The 17,458-nt window shown below is 41.3% G+C and carries 10 protein-coding genes and 4 pseudogenes; 2 read left to right on the top strand and 12 right to left on the bottom strand.

Annotated elements, in window-relative coordinates:
• Positions 1-102: 102 nt before the first annotated feature.
• From ACRWSG_RS21530 to ACRWSG_RS21510, 5 genes and pseudogenes are all read right to left on the bottom strand, one after another.
• Entirely contained in the window at positions 103-477 is a 375-nt protein-coding gene (locus ACRWSG_RS21530; protein WP_268842795.1) for a DCC1-like thiol-disulfide oxidoreductase family protein, read from the bottom strand.
• A gap of 26 nt (positions 478-503) precedes the next feature.
• The gene (locus ACRWSG_RS21525) at positions 504-1,526 is read right to left on the bottom strand and encodes a zinc-binding dehydrogenase (RefSeq protein ID WP_462167489.1); all 1,023 of its coding nucleotides are present in this window, start codon (positions 1,524-1,526) and stop codon (positions 504-506) included.
• Positions 1,527-1,539: 13 nt separating this feature from the next.
• Positions 1,540-2,945: pseudogene (locus ACRWSG_RS21520) on the bottom strand (TolC family protein).
• Positions 2,938-6,083, bottom strand: a pseudogene (locus ACRWSG_RS21515) (efflux RND transporter permease subunit). Before ACRWSG_RS21515 ends, ACRWSG_RS21520 begins: the two co-directional pseudogenes overlap by 8 nt.
• A gap of 6 nt (positions 6,084-6,089) precedes the next feature.
• The gene (locus tag ACRWSG_RS21510; protein ID WP_054552137.1) at positions 6,090-7,256 is read right to left on the bottom strand and encodes an efflux RND transporter periplasmic adaptor subunit; all 1,167 of its coding nucleotides are present in this window, start codon (positions 7,254-7,256) and stop codon (positions 6,090-6,092) included.
• 118 nt (positions 7,257-7,374) lie between these two features.
• On the opposite strand from ACRWSG_RS21510, the gene ACRWSG_RS21505 reads away from it, so the two are divergent.
• A complete protein-coding gene (locus ACRWSG_RS21505; RefSeq protein WP_054552136.1) occupies positions 7,375-8,319 on the top strand; it encodes a LysR family transcriptional regulator in 945 nt (314 codons plus the stop codon).
• Between the two features lie 11 nt (positions 8,320-8,330).
• On the opposite strand, the gene ACRWSG_RS21500 is transcribed toward ACRWSG_RS21505, so the two are convergent.
• Both ACRWSG_RS21500 and ACRWSG_RS21495 read right to left on the bottom strand, forming a co-directional pair.
• A complete protein-coding gene (locus ACRWSG_RS21500; protein WP_462167488.1) occupies positions 8,331-9,374 on the bottom strand; it encodes a GGDEF domain-containing protein in 1,044 nt (347 codons plus the stop codon).
• Positions 9,375-9,573: 199 nt separating this feature from the next.
• Positions 9,574-10,422, bottom strand: a complete 849-nt coding sequence (locus tag ACRWSG_RS21495) for a DUF6279 family lipoprotein (protein ID WP_462167487.1) — start codon at positions 10,420-10,422, stop codon at positions 9,574-9,576.
• Between the two features lie 545 nt (positions 10,423-10,967).
• Between ACRWSG_RS21495 and ACRWSG_RS21490 the strand changes: the two genes are divergently transcribed.
• Positions 10,968-11,690: a tetratricopeptide repeat protein gene (locus ACRWSG_RS21490; protein ID WP_462167486.1), complete on the top strand. Its 723-nt coding sequence runs from the start codon at positions 10,968-10,970 to the stop codon at positions 11,688-11,690.
• A 19-nt stretch (positions 11,691-11,709) separates the two neighbouring features.
• Here the strand turns inward: ACRWSG_RS21490 and ACRWSG_RS21485 are convergent.
• The 5 genes and pseudogenes from ACRWSG_RS21485 to ACRWSG_RS21465 form a co-directional block, all read right to left on the bottom strand.
• Positions 11,710-13,123: pseudogene (locus ACRWSG_RS21485) on the bottom strand (coniferyl aldehyde dehydrogenase).
• A 139-nt stretch (positions 13,124-13,262) separates the two neighbouring features.
• Complete coding sequence (locus ACRWSG_RS21480; RefSeq protein WP_462167557.1) at positions 13,263-14,693, bottom strand: SLC13 family permease; 1,431 nt, start codon at positions 14,691-14,693, stop codon at positions 13,263-13,265.
• Between the two features lie 57 nt (positions 14,694-14,750).
• On the bottom strand, positions 14,751-15,710 hold the full coding sequence (locus ACRWSG_RS21475) for a porin (RefSeq protein ID WP_462167485.1): 960 nt from the start codon (positions 15,708-15,710) through the stop codon (positions 14,751-14,753).
• A gap of 213 nt (positions 15,711-15,923) precedes the next feature.
• Positions 15,924-17,294, bottom strand: a pseudogene (locus tag ACRWSG_RS21470) (sigma-54-dependent transcriptional regulator).
• A complete protein-coding gene (locus ACRWSG_RS21465) occupies positions 17,291-17,458 on the bottom strand; it encodes an ATP-binding protein (protein WP_462167556.1) in 168 nt (55 codons plus the stop codon). The pseudogene ACRWSG_RS21470 and the gene ACRWSG_RS21465 overlap by 4 nt, the downstream one beginning before the upstream one ends.

Genomic DNA, 17,458 nt, shown 5'->3' with positions numbered 1-17,458 from the left:
AAAGCAATGTAAACCGAGCTTAGGATTAGAAAGAGTATGTTCATATTCTTATTATTGTGATTTGTTCCCAATAACGAGAATAGCAAGCTTTGCTTTAAATGTTTATAAAAAATGCTGCTTTTGTTCTTCGGTCAGTAACTTACACTGTGTTTGCTTGCCAAAAAACCGATACCGATTACGACCAAGCCAATCATAGATACGATCGCGAAAACCTTTTGGCAGTAGCTTGAACACGTTAGCTAAAGAGAATGGAAAACCTAATTGAGTTGCGATAAATAACACAGCGTCACTTTGTTTATATAGCTGGTTTTTATCAATCACTAACATTGAGGAAAGTGGATCTTTAACTTTGTGAGCCATTAATAAACGCTCACCTTTATCGCTTTGCATGGGGCATAACTTAAAGGTGATTTGCTTATCAAAGTGAACAATAAACCGCACACAAAAATGGCACAGATTGCACTGACCATCAAACAAGATGACTGGGCAGTGAGTTTGCAAGATTAACCGCTTACCTGCACAACTTGTTTACCGGTAAAGCCACCAGCAAGTTGTTTATTTAAAGCAGCTGAAACAGCCTCGGCGGTAAAATCAACGGCATGAATTTGTGGCAGTTTGATCTCGCCACGGGCTGCATTATCGAGTAATAAGTTACCCATAAAGCTCAGCTTTTGCTGCGCACATAAGCTATTTGCAAGCCACGCTCCGCCTAAGGATACAATGCCAATATTTGGTGCGCGCCTAAACATAAGTTCTTGTTCAAATTTAGGTAATTCATTTAAACAGGCAATACGGCCACAAAAGCGCATTAGCTCAACGTTACGAATGGTGGTATCGCCACCAATACAATCAAGCACCGCGTCAAAGCCTTGCGGGCCTAATTCACGGCGAATTTTATCTTCAAGTTTAGGGTCTTTGTAATCAAACACCACATCAGCACCTAATTGCTTAAGTAACTTATGATTGTGTTTACTGGCAGTGGTAAATACAGTTGCACCACGTTGCTTAGCAAATTGAATAGCAAATTGACCAACGCCGCCTGCCCCTGCGTCAATAAACAGTGAATCCCCTTCGCTTAGTTGCAACTTATCAAGGGCAATGAATGCCGTCATACCTGAACAAGGTAAGGTTGCAGCATCTGCCGGTGAAACGTTATCTGGCACAACCGATACCGCATAGTTTGGCACCGTTGTGTATTCAGATAACACACCTTGGTCGCCAAGGCTGGCGTGCCATACAACGCGCGCGCCCACACCTGGGAATACACCTTTATTTGCCTGAACAACCACGCCAACAGCATCATGACCTAATACATGGGGGTAATGCCATTTACAAAAACCTTGTTTTGCAAAGTTGGCATCACCATGATTTAAGCCTACATATTCAACTTTAACCAAAAGCTCATTGCCTTCAGGGCTCGGTACTGGCACAGAAAGTTCAGATAACGCTATGGCGTCATTCGGCTCAATCAGTGCAAGCGCGCGCATTGTTGACGGAAGTTCTGTAGTTTGTTGAATATGTGACATTGAATACTCTGGGTTAAAGGTTGTTTAGTTCAAAGCTCCAACGACCATTAAATGCTTGATAAGCACTTACTTTGGCCTGTAATGAAGCAATTGTTGAATCAACAGCGTTCTCTTGCGCTATTAAAACATCCTGTCTCGCATCTAACAACTCTAAGTAAGGAATTTGTCCTTCTTGATACATTGCTTGAGCTTGACCAAATGCTTTATTGGCATAATTAAAACGCTGATCAGCATAACTTAACTGTTGCTGCTGTTTGACTAGCCTTTGTAAAGTAAGTTCACTATCGCTAATGGCTTTTAGTACTTTACTTTGATAGTCACTGTAAGCAGCTTCACTTAAAAATTGCTGTGCATCACGCTGAGCTAATAATGCAGGATAGCTGAGTAATGACCATTCAACTTTTGGGGTTACTTGCCATTGTTGCACAGTATCTTCTAAGCCATTGCTGGTTAAACTCACCACACCTGCAAACCCGATAAACTAATATCTGGCAGTAATGCTTTTGAGGCGGCAACACTTAGCGAATAAGCCTGACTAAACTGGTATAAAGCACTGGTGATATCTGGTCTCAGTGCCATTGCTTCACTGGCTTTATTAAACGACACACTAAATTCGTGACTGAGTAACTCAGGCTCTTCTATCAAAGTTATGTCACTGGCAAGTCGCCCTGTTAGCACCGCAAGGGTTGCGAGGTCACGATATTGCAAGTAGCTAAGCTCAGGAATAAGCGCTTGTTGCTGCTTTAACTGGGCAAGAGTACGGTTAAGATCAAGCTCATTCGCAACCCCCTCTTCTACTCGCGCTTTAAGCACATCAATACTTTGCTCGAGCGCCTCGATTTGCATTTCAATAATCGCTTGCTTTTGTACATTACCTTGATAGCTGACATAGCCTTGCACCACGGCAGAAACCACTTCAACCTGTAATGCTCTTAGCTGCTCCGCTTGGTTTAGTGCACCCGCATTAGCAGCATCGACAAGCGCAGTAATACGACCAAACAAATCAAGCTGCCAATTTACGTTCACACCTGCGTTTGATTGGCGCGTAATTGCGCCATCTAAGCTGCTGCGCTCTGCGCCTACGCTTAGGCTGCCCTGCGGATAATAATCCGCGCGGGCTGCACCTAAACGGGCAATGGCTGCATCAAGTTGAAGTTGACTGGTTTTTAGGTCGTGATTCATTGCTAATGCATCAGTCACTAAATTGTTTAACTGCGCTGAATCTAAACGACGCCACCAGTTATTTTCGCTCTCACCTTCGCTTTGTTCACCAATTTGTGTATCGCTAACAAATTGTGTCAGGCTCACTTGCTGCTCTTGCATATCAACGCTTTGTGCGCAGCCAGCCAGTGCTCCAGCTAACAGCATCGCACTGACTAGTTTGCCGTGTTTAAAGGTTCCATGAAGAGGCTTATGCATCGTGTTGCTCCTTCTGCGATTTTTTAGTGACTAACATATAAAACACCGGGGTGAACAATAAGCCAAACACAGTTACACCAATCATGCCTGAGAACACTGCGTTACCAATGGCATGACGCATCTCTGCACCTGCACCTGTGGCTAAAACAAGAGGTACAACGCCTGCCGTAAAGGCAATTGATGTCATTAAAATTGGGCGAAGTCGTAAGCGACACGCTTTAATAATGGCTTCAAGGTGAGACAACCCCGTTTTATGCTGATCTCGTGCAAACTCTACCATCAAGATGGCATTTTTACTTGCCAGTGCAACCAGTACGATTAATGCGATTTGCGTAAAGATGTTGTTGTCATCACCAACAAACCACACACCTAATAAGGCGGAGAAAATCGTCATAGGTACAATCAGAATAATAGCCAGTGGTAATCTTAAGCTCTCGTATTGCGCTGCAAGTACCATAAACACAAGCAATACAACAAGTGGGAAAACATACACCATGGTATTACCCGCTAATATTTGCTGATAAGTTACTTCTGTCCACTCAAACTCAATACCATTTGGTAATGTATCGGCAAGGATTGCTTCAATCGCATGTTGCGCTTGATCAGAGCTATAACCTGGTGCTGGGCTACCATTTAATTCAGCTGTAGGGTAACCATTGTAGTGCATTACACGATCTGGTATGTTGTTGGTGTGACCGTTAATACAGAGCCTAATGGCACCATTTCACCCATGCGGTTACGTACTTTAAGATTCAAGATTTGCTCAGGATCTTGGCGGTAGTCAGCATCAGCTTGCGCATTAACCTGATATGTACGACCAAACAAGTTAAAGTCATTCACATACACAGAACCTAAGTACACTTGTAAGGCATTAAATACTTCATCAAGTGGGATACCTTGGATCAGCGCTTGCTCACGGTCAATGTCGATATCCATTTGCGGTACTTGAATTCTAAAGCTTGAATAAAGTCCCATTAATGCAGGGTCTTGCTGCGCTTTCGCAATAGTTGCTTGTAAGCTGTTAAAGAGTGCTTCAAAGCCTTTGTTTGCACGGTCTTCAATTTGCAGTTTAAAGCCACCCGTTGTACCTAAACCTTGAATTGGCGGTGGCGGGAATACCGCAACAAATGCTTCATCAATACTGGCAAACTTTTGATTTAACTGAGCCGCAATCGCCATTGCCGACATACTCGGATCTTGACGCTCTTCAAAAGGGGCAAGCGGTGTAAATACAATGCCGCTATTAGGGCTATTTGTGAAACCATTCACCGATAAACCAGGAAACGATACTGTGTTAGCAACACCCGGTACTTGTAATGTAATTTTTTCCATTTCTTGCACGACTTCTTGAGTTCTGTCTAAACTTGCCGCATCAGGCAACTGTGCAACAGCCACTAAATATTGCTTATCTTGCTGTGGGATAAAACCACCTGGTACTGCGTCAAACAATTTTACTGTGCCACCAACAAGTGCAACATAAGCAACTAATACAATCACACTCATACGAATTAGCTTTTGTACCAGCTTTTCGTAGCCATTGGCGCCTTTATCAAATAAGCGGTTAAAAGGTTTAAATAACCAGTTACCAAATACACGGTTTAATAGCTTAGTTAAACGATCTGGTTTTGCATCATGACCTTTTAATAGTAACGCCGATAACGCAGGCGATAGTGTTAACGAGTTAAACGCTGAGATAACCGTCGAAATAGTAATGGTTAAAGCAAATTGCTTGTAAAATTGACCAGATAACCCCGTAATAAATGCCGTAGGAATAAATACCGCACACAATACAAGTGCAATGGCGATAATTGGTCCTGTTACTTCTGTCATTGCAACACGGGTTGCTTCAAGTGGTGATAAACCCTGCTCGATATTACGCTCAACGTTCTCAACCACAACAATGGCATCATCAACAACAATACCAATGGCAAGAACCAAACCGAATAGCGATAAGGTATTAATCGAAACCCCCAACCATTGCATAACCGCAAACGTACCAATCAAAGATACCGGTACTGCAATCAGTGGGATTACTGATGCACGCCAAGTTTGTAAGAACACCACAACAACGATTACAACTAATGCAATTGCTTCTAGTAGCGTTTTAATAACAGCATCAATTGAACCGCGTACGAATACAGTTGGGTCATAAACAATGTCGTATTCAACACCTGCCGGAAAGTCTTTTGATAATACTTTCATGGTTTCACGCACTTGATCAGAAAGCTCAATCGCATTTGAACCTGGGCGCTGGAAAATCGGCATTGCAAGTGCAGGTTGACCATCTAACATCGCTCTTAATGCATAGGTGTTTTGGCCTAATTCAAGGCGTGCTACATCACTTAGGCGTGTAAGCTGACCTTGCTCACCTACTTTGATGATCACATTTTCAAATTCTTCTTGTGAGCTTAAGCGCCCTTTTACATTCATCAGAATTTGAAATTGATTACTTTTCGAGGTAGGTTGCGCACCTAAACTACCCGCAGCAACCTGTTGGTTCTGAGCGCGTAATGCATTTACTACGTCCATTGCTGTTAAATCGCGAGCAGAGAGTGCATCAGGGTTAAGCCAAACACGCATTGAATATTGACCACCACCAAACATTTGCACATCACCCACGCCGCCTAAGCGCGCAATTTGGTCTTTGATATACAAATCAGCATAGTTCGCTAAGTAAGTTGTATCATGCGTTTTTTCAGGCGAGTACAAATGCACCACCATGGTTAAATCAGGTGATGATTTTTCGGCTACAACACCTAAACGCTGAACTTCTTGTGGTAAGCGTGGTAGCGCACTGTTAACACGGTTTTGCACTTGAACTTGTGCACGGTCTAAATCAGTACCTAATGCAAAAGTAACTGTTAAAGTCATGCGGTCATCACTGGTTGCTTGTGAAAACATATACAACATGTTTTCTGTACCATTGATTTCTTGCTCAAGTGGCGTTGCCACTGTTTCGGCAATCACCGTTGGGTTAGCACCCGGGTAATTTGCTGTAACTACAACCGTTGGCGGTACAACCTCAGGGTACTCACTCACTGGCAATTGAAATAGCGAAATTGCCCCTGCAATGAGAAATATAAGCGACAGCATCGCTGCGAAGATGGGTCGCTGGATAAAAAAGTGTGAAAATTTCATTTTGACCTACTGTTTAGCAACCAAATCTGAGTGATTATTTGAAAGAGTAAATGCAATTCCGTCGCTATTGATTGTGACTGTGTTTGGTGAAATTGGCATACCAGGGCCAACACGCGCCGGGCCATTCACAGCAATCACATCGTTTTCGTTTAGTCCTGATGTAATCGCACGTAAACTGCCGTAACGCTCACCCACCGTTACTAATTTGTATTCAAGAACATTGCCTTCACCTACAGTGAGTACAAAGCGATTCTTTAAATCAGTCCCAATTGCACGCTCAGGCACAATGACTTTTTCACTTACTTTATTGGCAGCAAGCTTAATACGTGCAAATGAGCCCGCACGTAATTGTTGTTCATCGTTTTCGAACACCGCACGAACACGAAGAGTGCCGGTAGTTTCATTAATTTGGTTATCAATGAAGTTGATTTTGCCATTGTAGTTAAAACTGGTTTGACCCACTTTTTGCATCACAACCGCTTGTTCACTTTGCGCTGTCACATCAGTAAACGATTGATTCCATGTACGCTCATCAATATCAAAATAAGCATACATTTGCTGGTTTGAAACAATGCTTGTTAACACGCTTTGACCAGCAAGCACGTTATTACCTTTGGTAATATTCGCACGCGATACAACGCCATCAATAGGTGAACGCACTTGAGTAAATTCTAAATCAAGCTCTGCGGCCGTAAGTTCAGCCTGTAGCGCTAGCAATTGCGCTTCGCGTTGTCTTAGCGTTGATTTACGAGACTCCGCTTGCTCCGTTGAAATTGCTTTACGCTCAGTTAAGCGCTCTGCACGTTTTGCTTCACTTTTAGCCTGCTCTAATGCGGCCTTGGCGCTCTCTATCTGCGCTTTTAAGCTATCGACTACTGCTGCAAAAGGGCGTGCATCAAGGGTGAAAAGCAAATCACCTTCTTTAACACTGTCACCTTCTTTAAAGTTAATTTTATCGATCACACCTGAAACACGCGGCATAAGTGCAACCTCTTGCGGTGCCTCTAAACGCGTTGTGTAGGTGTGCCAATTTTGTACTGGCTTTACAAGTACTTGCGCTACATCGATAGGTTGTAATTGTTGCTGTTGCGCTGATTGGCTAGCTTCGCTACCACATCCTGCCAACGTTAAGCTCGCAATGGTCACTGCCACTGCAAGAATAGATTTGTTCATAACGACTCTCCTGTATTTAGATAGGAGACAATGTTACGCAACTAATTAGTGGATAAAAATGATAGATTTTTAAATTCATTAATGCCAGAATTGCACCAATAGAATTTAAGGAACTGCTATGGATACCACCAGCCGCTTATTAATGTTGCTTGAAGTAATTGAGCGGGGCTCATTTGCCAAAGCCGCCGAATCTAGAAATATAGATCGCTCAGTTATTTCAAAACAAATTAGCCGCCTCGAAGATGAATTAGGTGTGCGTTTACTAAATCGTACTACACGTTCTTTTTCGTTGACTGCCGCTGGTGCTGAAATGGTAAAAAAAGCAGCTGAACTGAGAGATTTGTTATCAGATACAGTAAGGCTTGCAGAGAATTACCACCAAGAACCCCGTGGTACGTTAAAAATTACCTCATCAAGTATTATTGGTAAACGTTATATTCAACCAGTCATTAACGACTTTCAAAAACGCTTTCCGCAAGTTGAGGTGGAGCTACGTTTAGACGACAGGCTGATTGATTTAGTATCAGAAGGCTATGATTTAGCTTTTCGTGTTGGCGAACCAAAAGACTCGTCATTTATTGCCCGCAAAATTGCCCGCAACCGTATGTTGCTGTTGGCTTCACCGGAATTTATTGAAACTTACGGTATGCCAAAACAGGTTGAGGATTTAAAAGAGCTACCTGCCGCCAGCTATTCAAGCCCAAGTAAACGCATCAGCGGAATTCGTTATCGTAATGCCGATGGCGATATTATTGAGCAAAATATTAAAAGCGTCTTTCGTGCGAACGATGCAGAAGTACTTTTAATGAAAGCTATTTCAGGCAATGCGTATGTTTTGGCGCCGGCATTTATTCTTGACGATGAAGTTAAGCGTGGCGATCTCGTACCCATTTTAACCGATATGGAATTACTCGATTACAGCGCGGTGTATGCTGTTTACCCACACAGAGACTTACCAGTAAGAACGCGTTTATTCTTTGATGCTATGCGTGAATACATAGGCAAAGATATTCCTATTTGGGAGGCAAACATCCCTGACTTTGACACTATGTACAAAAGCTAAATTTATAAACGCTAACTCGCTTTATTATGCTCTATTGACTCTTGGCTCAACTCATAAGCTGTTACAACTTTATTTCGTCCTTGCTGCTTTGCTTGGTATAGCGCATCGTCAGCACGTTTAATAAAGTTTTTCAGGGTTTGATTTGGCATGTAGCAAGCAACACCAATACTAATAGTCAGATTAATTACTTGCTCATCAATATTGTGGATAGTGGTTGATAGGTGCTCGCGCAGCATATCTGCAAATTCATAGGCACTTTGCGGGTCGCTCTCAGGTAAGAAGATAGCAAACTCCTCACCGCCAATACGAAATACATAGCCTTTACTAATGCGTTGCCTAAAGAAACTGGTTACTTCAATCAAAATGCGATCGCCAACATCATGACCATACTGATCATTAATATTCTTAAAATAATCAAGGTCGAGCATTAAGATAAACAAGCCATTTTTGTTTTTTAATTCAACTTCAAAATAATGGGTCATTGCCAAGCGGTTCCCCGCGCCAGTCAAAGGGTCGAGCAAGGCTAAGTTTTCAAGTCGCTGTCCATATTCAGCACGACTATTTTCAAAGGTGTGAGATACTGCCCAAATACAGATATAGGTAAACGAAAAATTGAGTAAAAAATTAATGCTGTTCAGAGGCTCTAGACTTGTTTTACTAAATAAAATCAGTGCTTGTAATAGTGCAACCATCAAAGACAACACTTGCCCATATTGCTTACCAAGTAGTAGATAGAACAATACAGGCAATGAACATGTCCAGATAAAAAGTAAACTCTTAATACTGCTTAAGTAAGTACCTAATGTAATGAGTAAACTTAAAAACAAACACAGAGTAAGTGATTGCCAGAGCTGAGCATTACGTTTTCGGGTATAGAAAAAGATATAAAAACAAAACGAAGCAAAAACGACTTCTAACGCACCTAGAACAACAAAGTCATTTATAAATAGATTAAAAACCGCGAACACGCCCGCTAAAACACCTAGACAAAAGCCCATCCATTTAAGAACGTTATTACGTAAAGCTTGAGTGCCTCTTAGCGCACCAATATCCATTCAGTTTCTCGTTATTATTATAGTGACTAGATTTTAACTCCAAATTAAAAAATTAGGAACAAATTATTAAGCAAACCCTCATTAAACTACGTTTATTAACATAAAATCCTGAAAAACTGATACTTTCTAACTTTTATTTTAAAAACATAAGCTGCTAGCTGCCATCGATTTCATATCACGTCCAAACACATCTAGCCCATTAATCATCAATCAAATCACTTACCTCTTCGATTAACTCATCAAACTCATCGCGAACGTTACGACGCTGTTTATCGGTTAATGTAGGTTTTAGTTCCACTAACAAATTAACGTAGTTATCGAGATTTTTATCATCGGCTGCAATTAACTCGTCGCTCATAAAAGCTAAGCGATTATTAATGATGACAGCCAACTGGCTATCAAAGTCTGTTGGTTTTTGCTTTTGCATAAATAACGTTTTTAATGCATCCAAACGCTTTTGTTTGTACTGCATCCACATTAAAAATGTACTGACTCGAGAATTTGATGAGCTCTCTATGAGTGTTTTTTGCTGCGCTGTGAGTTTGGTACCGAACCACTCTTTATAATTTTCAAGGTTTTCTTCTAAACGTTCTTTTTTATGTTGCTCAGGTGATTTTTCTTCGTGCTCTTTGTACTCATCATTAATGTTTTCTTGCAGTGCAGCAACAAACTCTACGCGCTGCTTATAAGAAAGTGAATTCGCTAAAGCGATAAGTTCAGGCTCAATTTTATTAATCAATGTTTGCCAGTGCTGCTTCGCTTGTACAAAGTGTGCTTTAAGCTCGTTATGGTCAACTTGCTTATCTAACATGGTCTTTAAATTTTCAAGGTCGCGTTTATATAAGGGGAGTTGTGTTTCTCGATGCCAATCTCGGCTGGTTTTGACAATATGCTCAAATTTATCAGCCTGGTCGCTGTTAAGGTCAACATAATCATCAATCCAAAACCCTGATAACCAACCTAAATTATTGTAAGTAAAGCTCGGAGAACACCCTGCTGCTGTAAACAATAAACTAAATACTATTAGATACTTTGATAGCTTTTTCATTGTAGTTTTTTCAAATCCTATTTCAAAACAAAGTAAACTTACCACTAAGAACAAAAATTCAGCAACCAAATTAAATGAAATTAATTATCATTTGAGTATTGACGAACGGTTAAACCTAAGTAATAATCGTTATCAACAACTTGGTTCGCTAGACTATTCTCACAGCAACATCATACTGTTAAAGGTTTTGATGCTGTTTTACCAAGTTAGTTCAAGATGTAACTCTTGATTGTCATCTGTTTCCTCGACCCAAACATAGACATAAAACGTTACACTTTACTTGCTACATTGCTCATATCGGTGACGGTAGATATGACACGAAAAAGCCCGCTAAGGGCTTTTTTTATTTCTTTAATTTTTCTGGAAAATCTGTATCTTAAGCCTACTTGTTAATTGCAAAGCTTGCCGCTGTCTATAAATTGGGCATTTGCAGCTGTTGGGGCTAAACTAAAAGTGATGTTTTGCTCTGAGGCTGTTTGGCAAGGCATTTTATCAATAGCTCAATGCTTTGTTATTGATACCTAACACACATTTGGAGGCAGACTATGATCAAGCCTAATTTTAAATCACTATTGCTCGCTAGCACGTTAATCTTGTCACCTTTAGCAAATGCCAGTCTTGAAGATGCCCAATTAGCGGCGAATGAATGCCGTTTTGAAGAAGCGCTTCATGAATTTAATTACCTTGCAGACAGAGGTTATGCCCCTGCAATGTATGAGCTTGCTAAAATGTACGAAGGTGGCTTTGGTGTGCAACGAGACTATCGTAAAGCAGCAGAGTTGTACGAAAAAGCAGTAAAAAAAGTGCATGCTGATTCAATGTTCGCATTGGGTGTACTTTATCAAGAAGGTAAAGGTGTCAAACTTGATAAAGAAAAAGCCATTTCATTGTATGAAATGGCGTCACAAAAAAACCATCCAGCGGCACAGTTTAATTTAGGGGTTATGTATGCCAATGGCGAAGGGGTAATTCAAGATTACCGTACCGCGCTTAGTTGGTACCAAAAGGCGGCTGCAAATAACTTTACTCTTGCGCAATTCAACATGGCTTTAATGTATTACGAAGGGTTAGGAGTTCCTAAGAATCTCGAAAAATCATACATTTGGAATACCATTGCTGAATACAACGGCAACATGGATGCAAGCCATAGCCGTAAGCTTGATGAGCGAAGTATGATGCCTGCAGAAATTGAAGCTGCTAAAGAAAAAGCAGATGCCATTTATGCAAAAATACAGGCTGGTTTATACGCACCTGACGGGCGTCTATAAATAAACTTCGTACTTGCGCTTAAGGGCGCAAGTACAACCATTTTAATAGTTTGATCAGCAATTTATTTTGTTTTAGCAATAAGCTAGTGCGAGGGTTAAACTTACCGGATACCAAGGTATTTCGTGCATGGCTAAAGGTTTTAAAACCTTCAATGCCATGATAGTGCCCCATCCCTGACTCACCAATACCACCAAACGGTAGCTGATCTGCTGTTACCTGCATCAATACATCATTAATTGCTAATGTACCACTTCTGATTGATGTGCTTAATTTACTGATTTTCTCTTTATCGTGCCCCAAAATATACAAAGCAAGAGGTAATGAGTCACCATTGATCGTATCAATCACCTGCTGCAATGACTCATAACCGATAATGGGCAGTAAGGGGCCAAAGATCTCGTCTTGCATGACGCGCATATCATCATTCACTTGCGTTAAAATATGCAAGCCCATACGGTGTTTTAGTTCATCAACTTGATGACCTTCTATCGGCTCAAATACTTGCGCGCCTTTGTCTTTTGCATCAACTAAATAAGCAGCTAATCGCTGGTATTGACTCTCGGAGATAATTGAAGTCAGATTTTTACCTTCAACACCTTGTTTAAAATGTTTTCGGTAAATATCACAAAGCTGCATTACCAACTGATGTTCAAGGCGCTTTGGAACAAATACGTAATCAGGAGCAACACAAATTTGCCCTGCATTGTTCAATTTACCAAATAAAATTGTTTTCGCTGCTTCTTTGATATTTGCATCATCAAGAACAATTACTGGCGACTTACCACCTAGCTCTAACGTCACTGGGGTAAGGTTTTTACTAGCACTTTGCATTACTTTACGGCCGACAGCGGTTGAACCAGTAAACAGCATATGAGCAAAAGGAAGTTGGCAAAATTTTGCAGCAAGTTCTGCTTCGCCTTCAATCACGATACAATGCTCTTTCAATTCATCAGCCAAAATCGTTTTTATAACTGCGTTAGTGTGAGGTGTATATTCGCTTAACTTTAGCATTACGCGATTGCCTGCGGCTAATGCGGTTATGGCAGGAACTAACGCAAGTTGAATTGGATAATTCCATGGGGCAATGATGCCTACAACCCCTTTCGGCTGATAACTGATATGTGCAGACGAAACGCCATAAACTAAGTCCAACACCACGAGATTCATTTTTTGCCCACTTTGGTAAACGCTTAATCACATCACTGATTGTTTTAACTGTTGGGAAAATATCGCCTAGTACAGTATCGAAGGCTGTACGGTATCCAAAATCTTTACTTGCAGCATTCACTAAAGCCTGCTCGTTCTCAATAAGCGCAACTTTGACGCGTTTTAGAAGCTTTATTCTAATATCTATTGGTAAGTAAGGTTCAGCTAAAAATGCATCGTTCAGCTGATAATATTGTTCTTGTAATTGTGAATCTAGATCGACCAAAACGAGTACTCATCAAAAAGGTTTAAACAACTATAACGATGAATAAAATCGAGAGCAAATAAAAACAGCGCCCATAAAGAGCGCTGTGAGTGGTTGGTAAGAGTTGAAACTATTGTTCTGTATTCATTAATTTTTACATTTAAAAAGCAAATACACTCGCTGCTACAGTCATTGTTACTAAGGTGATCATGGCAATAGCTATTAAGTTAAGTGCGAACCCAGAACGGATCATATCGCGCATTTGAATTTGCCCTGATCCAAACACAATCGCGTTTGGTGGTGTCGCGACTGGCATCATAAACGCACAGCTACATGCAATTGCAGCAGGAATGACCCATACAAGCGGTGTACCAAATACTGACTCAGCAACTGGGCCTAATAGTGGTAAGAAACCTGCAGCTGTGGCTGTGTTACTGGTTATTTCTGTTAAGAATGTAATAAGAGCCGTTACCGCTAGAACACTTAAAACTAACGGAATAGCGCTTGCGCCCTCGATCATATGGGCAATATATTCAGCAAGGCCAGACGACTTGATTTGCGCAGCTAGTGTTAAACCGCCACCGAATAGTAGCAACACGCCCCACGGCACTTTAGCTGCACTTTCCCAATCAAGGATTCGCTCACCATCGCCTTTATTTGCTGGTAACACAAATAACATCAATGCTGCAGCAATCGCTATGCCGGTATCAGAAATTTTAAGGCCAGAGAAATCAGCAATCATAGGTCTAAAAATCCAGCATACTGCAGCTAAAGCAAATACAACAGCTACGCCTTTTTCAGCGCGCTGCATAGCTCCTAACTCTTGTAACTGTGACAAGAATAAAGATTTAGTGTCTTTGCTTGCACTTTTTGCACATTGTGTATCTACTTTATAGGCAAACTTAGTTAACCACACCCAGCATAAAATAAGCATAACTGTCGCAAGCGGTACACCTACTTTCATCCACTCAGCAAAGCCAATATCAATCTTGTAGCTATCTGATAGGTATGCAGCCATTAATGCGTTTGGTGGCGTACCGATTAAGGTTGCGATACCACCGATACTAGCACCATAGGCAATTGATAATAACAATGCTTTACCAAATTGGTCATTATCTGGGTTAGACTGTTTAACTAACATAGTAATCGACATTGCAATCGGTAACATCATCACAGCAGTCGCTGTATTTGACATCCACATTGATAGAAATGCCGTTACTAACATCATGGCTAAAATTTGTAGGCTTGGCTTAGTACCAGCACGAAGCATGGTATTAAGTGCAATACGCTTGTGTAAACCCCAACGCTCCATCGCGATTGAGATCAAAAAGCCGCCTAAGAATAAAAAGATCAAAGGGTGTGCATAAGGTGACGCGACCCCTTTGATTGCTGCAATGCCAGCAAGAGGTGATATAACCAGTGGCAATAAAGACGTAGCAGGAATTGGCACAACTTCGCTTACCCACCAAGAAGCCATCCAAAATGCAAGGCCTGCAGTACGTAATGCAGATACACTCATACCCGCTGGTGGATCAATTAAGCAAGTTAATAACATCACTAATGGATATAGCAGTAACATCACTGTGCTCATTAATGGGCGTGGCTGTGAGCCATCTTTTGTTTGATTTACTAATGACATACCGACTCCTTAGAACTTGTATTTAAGGCCAAGTGCAACGCTGTTATCTGATTCAAGTTCTAAATCCAAATCAGTATAGAATAAGTAAGCAGTGGTTTGTTTATCGAACACATAGTCAACACCTGCTGTCCATTGTTTACCTTCTTCAGCATGGCGAATCTTTGAGTCGTCTTTAACGTATTGCAGTTTAGGTACCCATTTATCGATTGCATAGCTTGCGCTAAGTGCATAGCCATTGCCTTCTTTCGTACCGTCGGTAGATTCACTGCGCTGGAATAAACCCGCTAACTGTAGGTTTTCAAGTTTCCATGCGGCAACAACACGGCTTGCCGTCAACTTGTTAAGTGCATCAACATGGCTGATAGCGACATAGTAGTCTTTAGATTTTAATGCACGGTCACCATAAATAACCGTTGCCGCAAAACCATCTTCATCGTTGCTGCTGTCATCTTTTGGAGCATAAGTTAGTGCAAGTGATGCGCCACCGTATGTTTTTGAGCTGTAAGTAATGGTATCGCCGATACGATCTTGACCCGGGATCAGCTGTGCAATATCTGCTTGGGTTTCGTTAAAACCGTCTACTTTACCTTCTGAGTATTTAAAACGCGTGTCGTTACGACCGACAACCACTTCACCAAAATCGCCTGCAAGGCCTAAGTAAGTATTACGAGCTGAAAATGGCTCACTGGTATCATCATGTTCAAAGCCTTTTACTTGTACTTCGTATTTGAATACTGCTTTAAGTGACTCTGTTAATTTGTGACTACCTTTAATACCAATGCGCGAAAAAGGTGCTTCGATTTGCGTACCTTCATCAACATAGCGCATAGCGCCTGTATCTGTGTTTGCTATTTGAATTTCTGCTTTACCGTATACCGCGTAGTCTGCTGCCATTGCTGAGCCAGCTGTGCTCGCTAAAATCACAGCCGCTGCTACGCGTGTTTTTGTATGAGTGAATATTGTTGTCATTATGCGCCCCTTATTAGGTTCAAATTGTTGTTCCTAACTAATAAGGCAAGTTGGTTGCCAACTTAGTTAATTTTAAAAAAGCTGTTAAATAACAGTGAATTAACTTTTTTGGCGTAAAAGAGGCTGGCTTTTATGGGTGGATTTCCACACATTTATAAAAATATGCTGTCACTTGTTCCACCCATTGTGAAGAGTTTAATGTGAGAGGTTTGTTTAGTCTTTAAACATTTCGCGATTAATACCGTATTTGGTCATCTTGTCGTAAAGGGTTTTACGGGCAATTTGTAATGTGACCATGGTGTCTTTTATGTTGCCGTTGTTTCGCTCTAGCGCTTCTTCGATAAGTGACTGCTCATAAAAGCTAATTTTCTCAGCAAGACTTAAATCTTGAGCAAGTTCATTTTGATTATTTGTGTCGCTGTAAGAAGCAAACGCAAGATCAGAACCTAGCAATACCGCACGTTCAGCCTGATTTCTAAGCTCTCGCACATTTCCCGGTCAATCATACGCAAGGAGTCGTTGTTTAGCTTCACTACTCAATGGCGCAGGCGGCTTATGAAAACGTGTCGCCGCTATCGAGCTGAAGTGTTTAAAAAGCAGTGGAATATCAGCTTTTCTGTCACGTAATGCCGGAATACTCACTTTTACTAAATTTAGGCGGTAATATAAATCGGCTCTAAACTCCCCTGCTTCGACTAGTGTCATTAAGTCTACTTTGGTAGCAGCAACTATACGTACATCTAAATCAATGGCGTGGTTGTCACCTACAGGGGTTACTTTGCGCTCTTCAAGCACCCTCAACAACTTTACTTGTAAACTCGCAGGCGTAGACTCTATTTCATCTAAAAAGACAGTGCCGCCTTTGGCAAATTCAAACTTACCTTGACGAGATTGTGTCGCCCCTGTGTATGCACCACTGGCTGCACCGAAAAGCTCACTTTCAATAAGTTGCTCAGGTATTGCGCCGCAGTTTATAGCAACAAAATTAGCCGCTGAACGATTACTTTGATCGTGTAAATAGCGAGCAACTAACTCTTTACCCGTGCCTGTTTCACCTTCTATTAGCACATCTGCTGGCGTATCGATTACTGCATTAAGTAAATGCATCATTTGTTGCATTTGTTCGGTTTCACCCAAAATACGCACACCGGGCGCAGACGTTTTTTCAACAGCAATTTTTAAGGCGCGGTTTTCCATTACTAACGCACGTTTTTCTGAAGCACGAGCAATACAATCTAATAACTGCTCAGTTAGCGGCTTTTCAAATAGATCATAAGCACCAAGCTGCATGGCTTTAACGGCCACAGATACATCAGCAAAGCCGGTAAGAAAAATAACCGGTAGCTCGCTATCAAAGGCTTTAACTTGCTCTAAAAATGCCAAGCCATCCATTTTTGGCATGTTTATGTCGCTTAGTACAATACCTTCGAAGCGACGACTTAATTTTGAAAGTGCCGCTGTAGGCTCACTAAAACACTGAACTTGATAACCTTCAATCTCAAGGAGCTGCTTCAATGAATCACGGATCACCGCTTCGTCATCGATAACGATTACCTGATCACAGGTCGCTGCAACTTCACTCATGATGTTTCCTTGTTAGTTTGTAAAGTTATAATAAATTGTGCTCCGCCCTTAGGGCGGTTATGGGCCGTTAGGCGGCCATTAAATGAGTCGATTATTTGCCTTGAAATAGACAAGCCAAGGCCTAAACCATTGCTGGTTTTAGTGCTATAAAATGGCTCAAAGAT

This window comes from Pseudoalteromonas sp. GB43 (assembly GCF_054923805.1).
This window is presented reverse-complemented; position numbering and strand designations above follow the sequence as displayed.

Coding starts and splice junctions, on each gene's coding strand:
- ACRWSG_RS21525 (WP_462167489.1), bottom strand. CDS start 1,526: ATGTCACATATTCAACAAACTACAGAACTTCCGTCAACAATGCGCGCG.
- ACRWSG_RS21510 (WP_054552137.1), bottom strand. CDS start 7,256: ATGAACAAATCTATTCTTGCAGTGGCAGTGACCATTGCGAGCTTAACG.
- ACRWSG_RS21505 (WP_054552136.1), top strand. CDS start 7,375: ATGGATACCACCAGCCGCTTATTAATGTTGCTTGAAGTAATTGAGCGG.
- ACRWSG_RS21500 (WP_462167488.1), bottom strand. CDS start 9,374: ATGGATATTGGTGCGCTAAGAGGCACTCAAGCTTTACGTAATAACGTT.
- ACRWSG_RS21495 (WP_462167487.1), bottom strand. CDS start 10,422: ATGAAAAAGCTATCAAAGTATCTAATAGTATTTAGTTTATTGTTTACA.
- ACRWSG_RS21490 (WP_462167486.1), top strand. CDS start 10,968: ATGATCAAGCCTAATTTTAAATCACTATTGCTCGCTAGCACGTTAATC.
- ACRWSG_RS21480 (WP_462167557.1), bottom strand. CDS start 14,693: ATGAGCACAGTGATGTTACTGCTATATCCATTAGTGATGTTATTAACT.
- ACRWSG_RS21475 (WP_462167485.1), bottom strand. CDS start 15,710: ATGACAACAATATTCACTCATACAAAAACACGCGTAGCAGCGGCTGTG.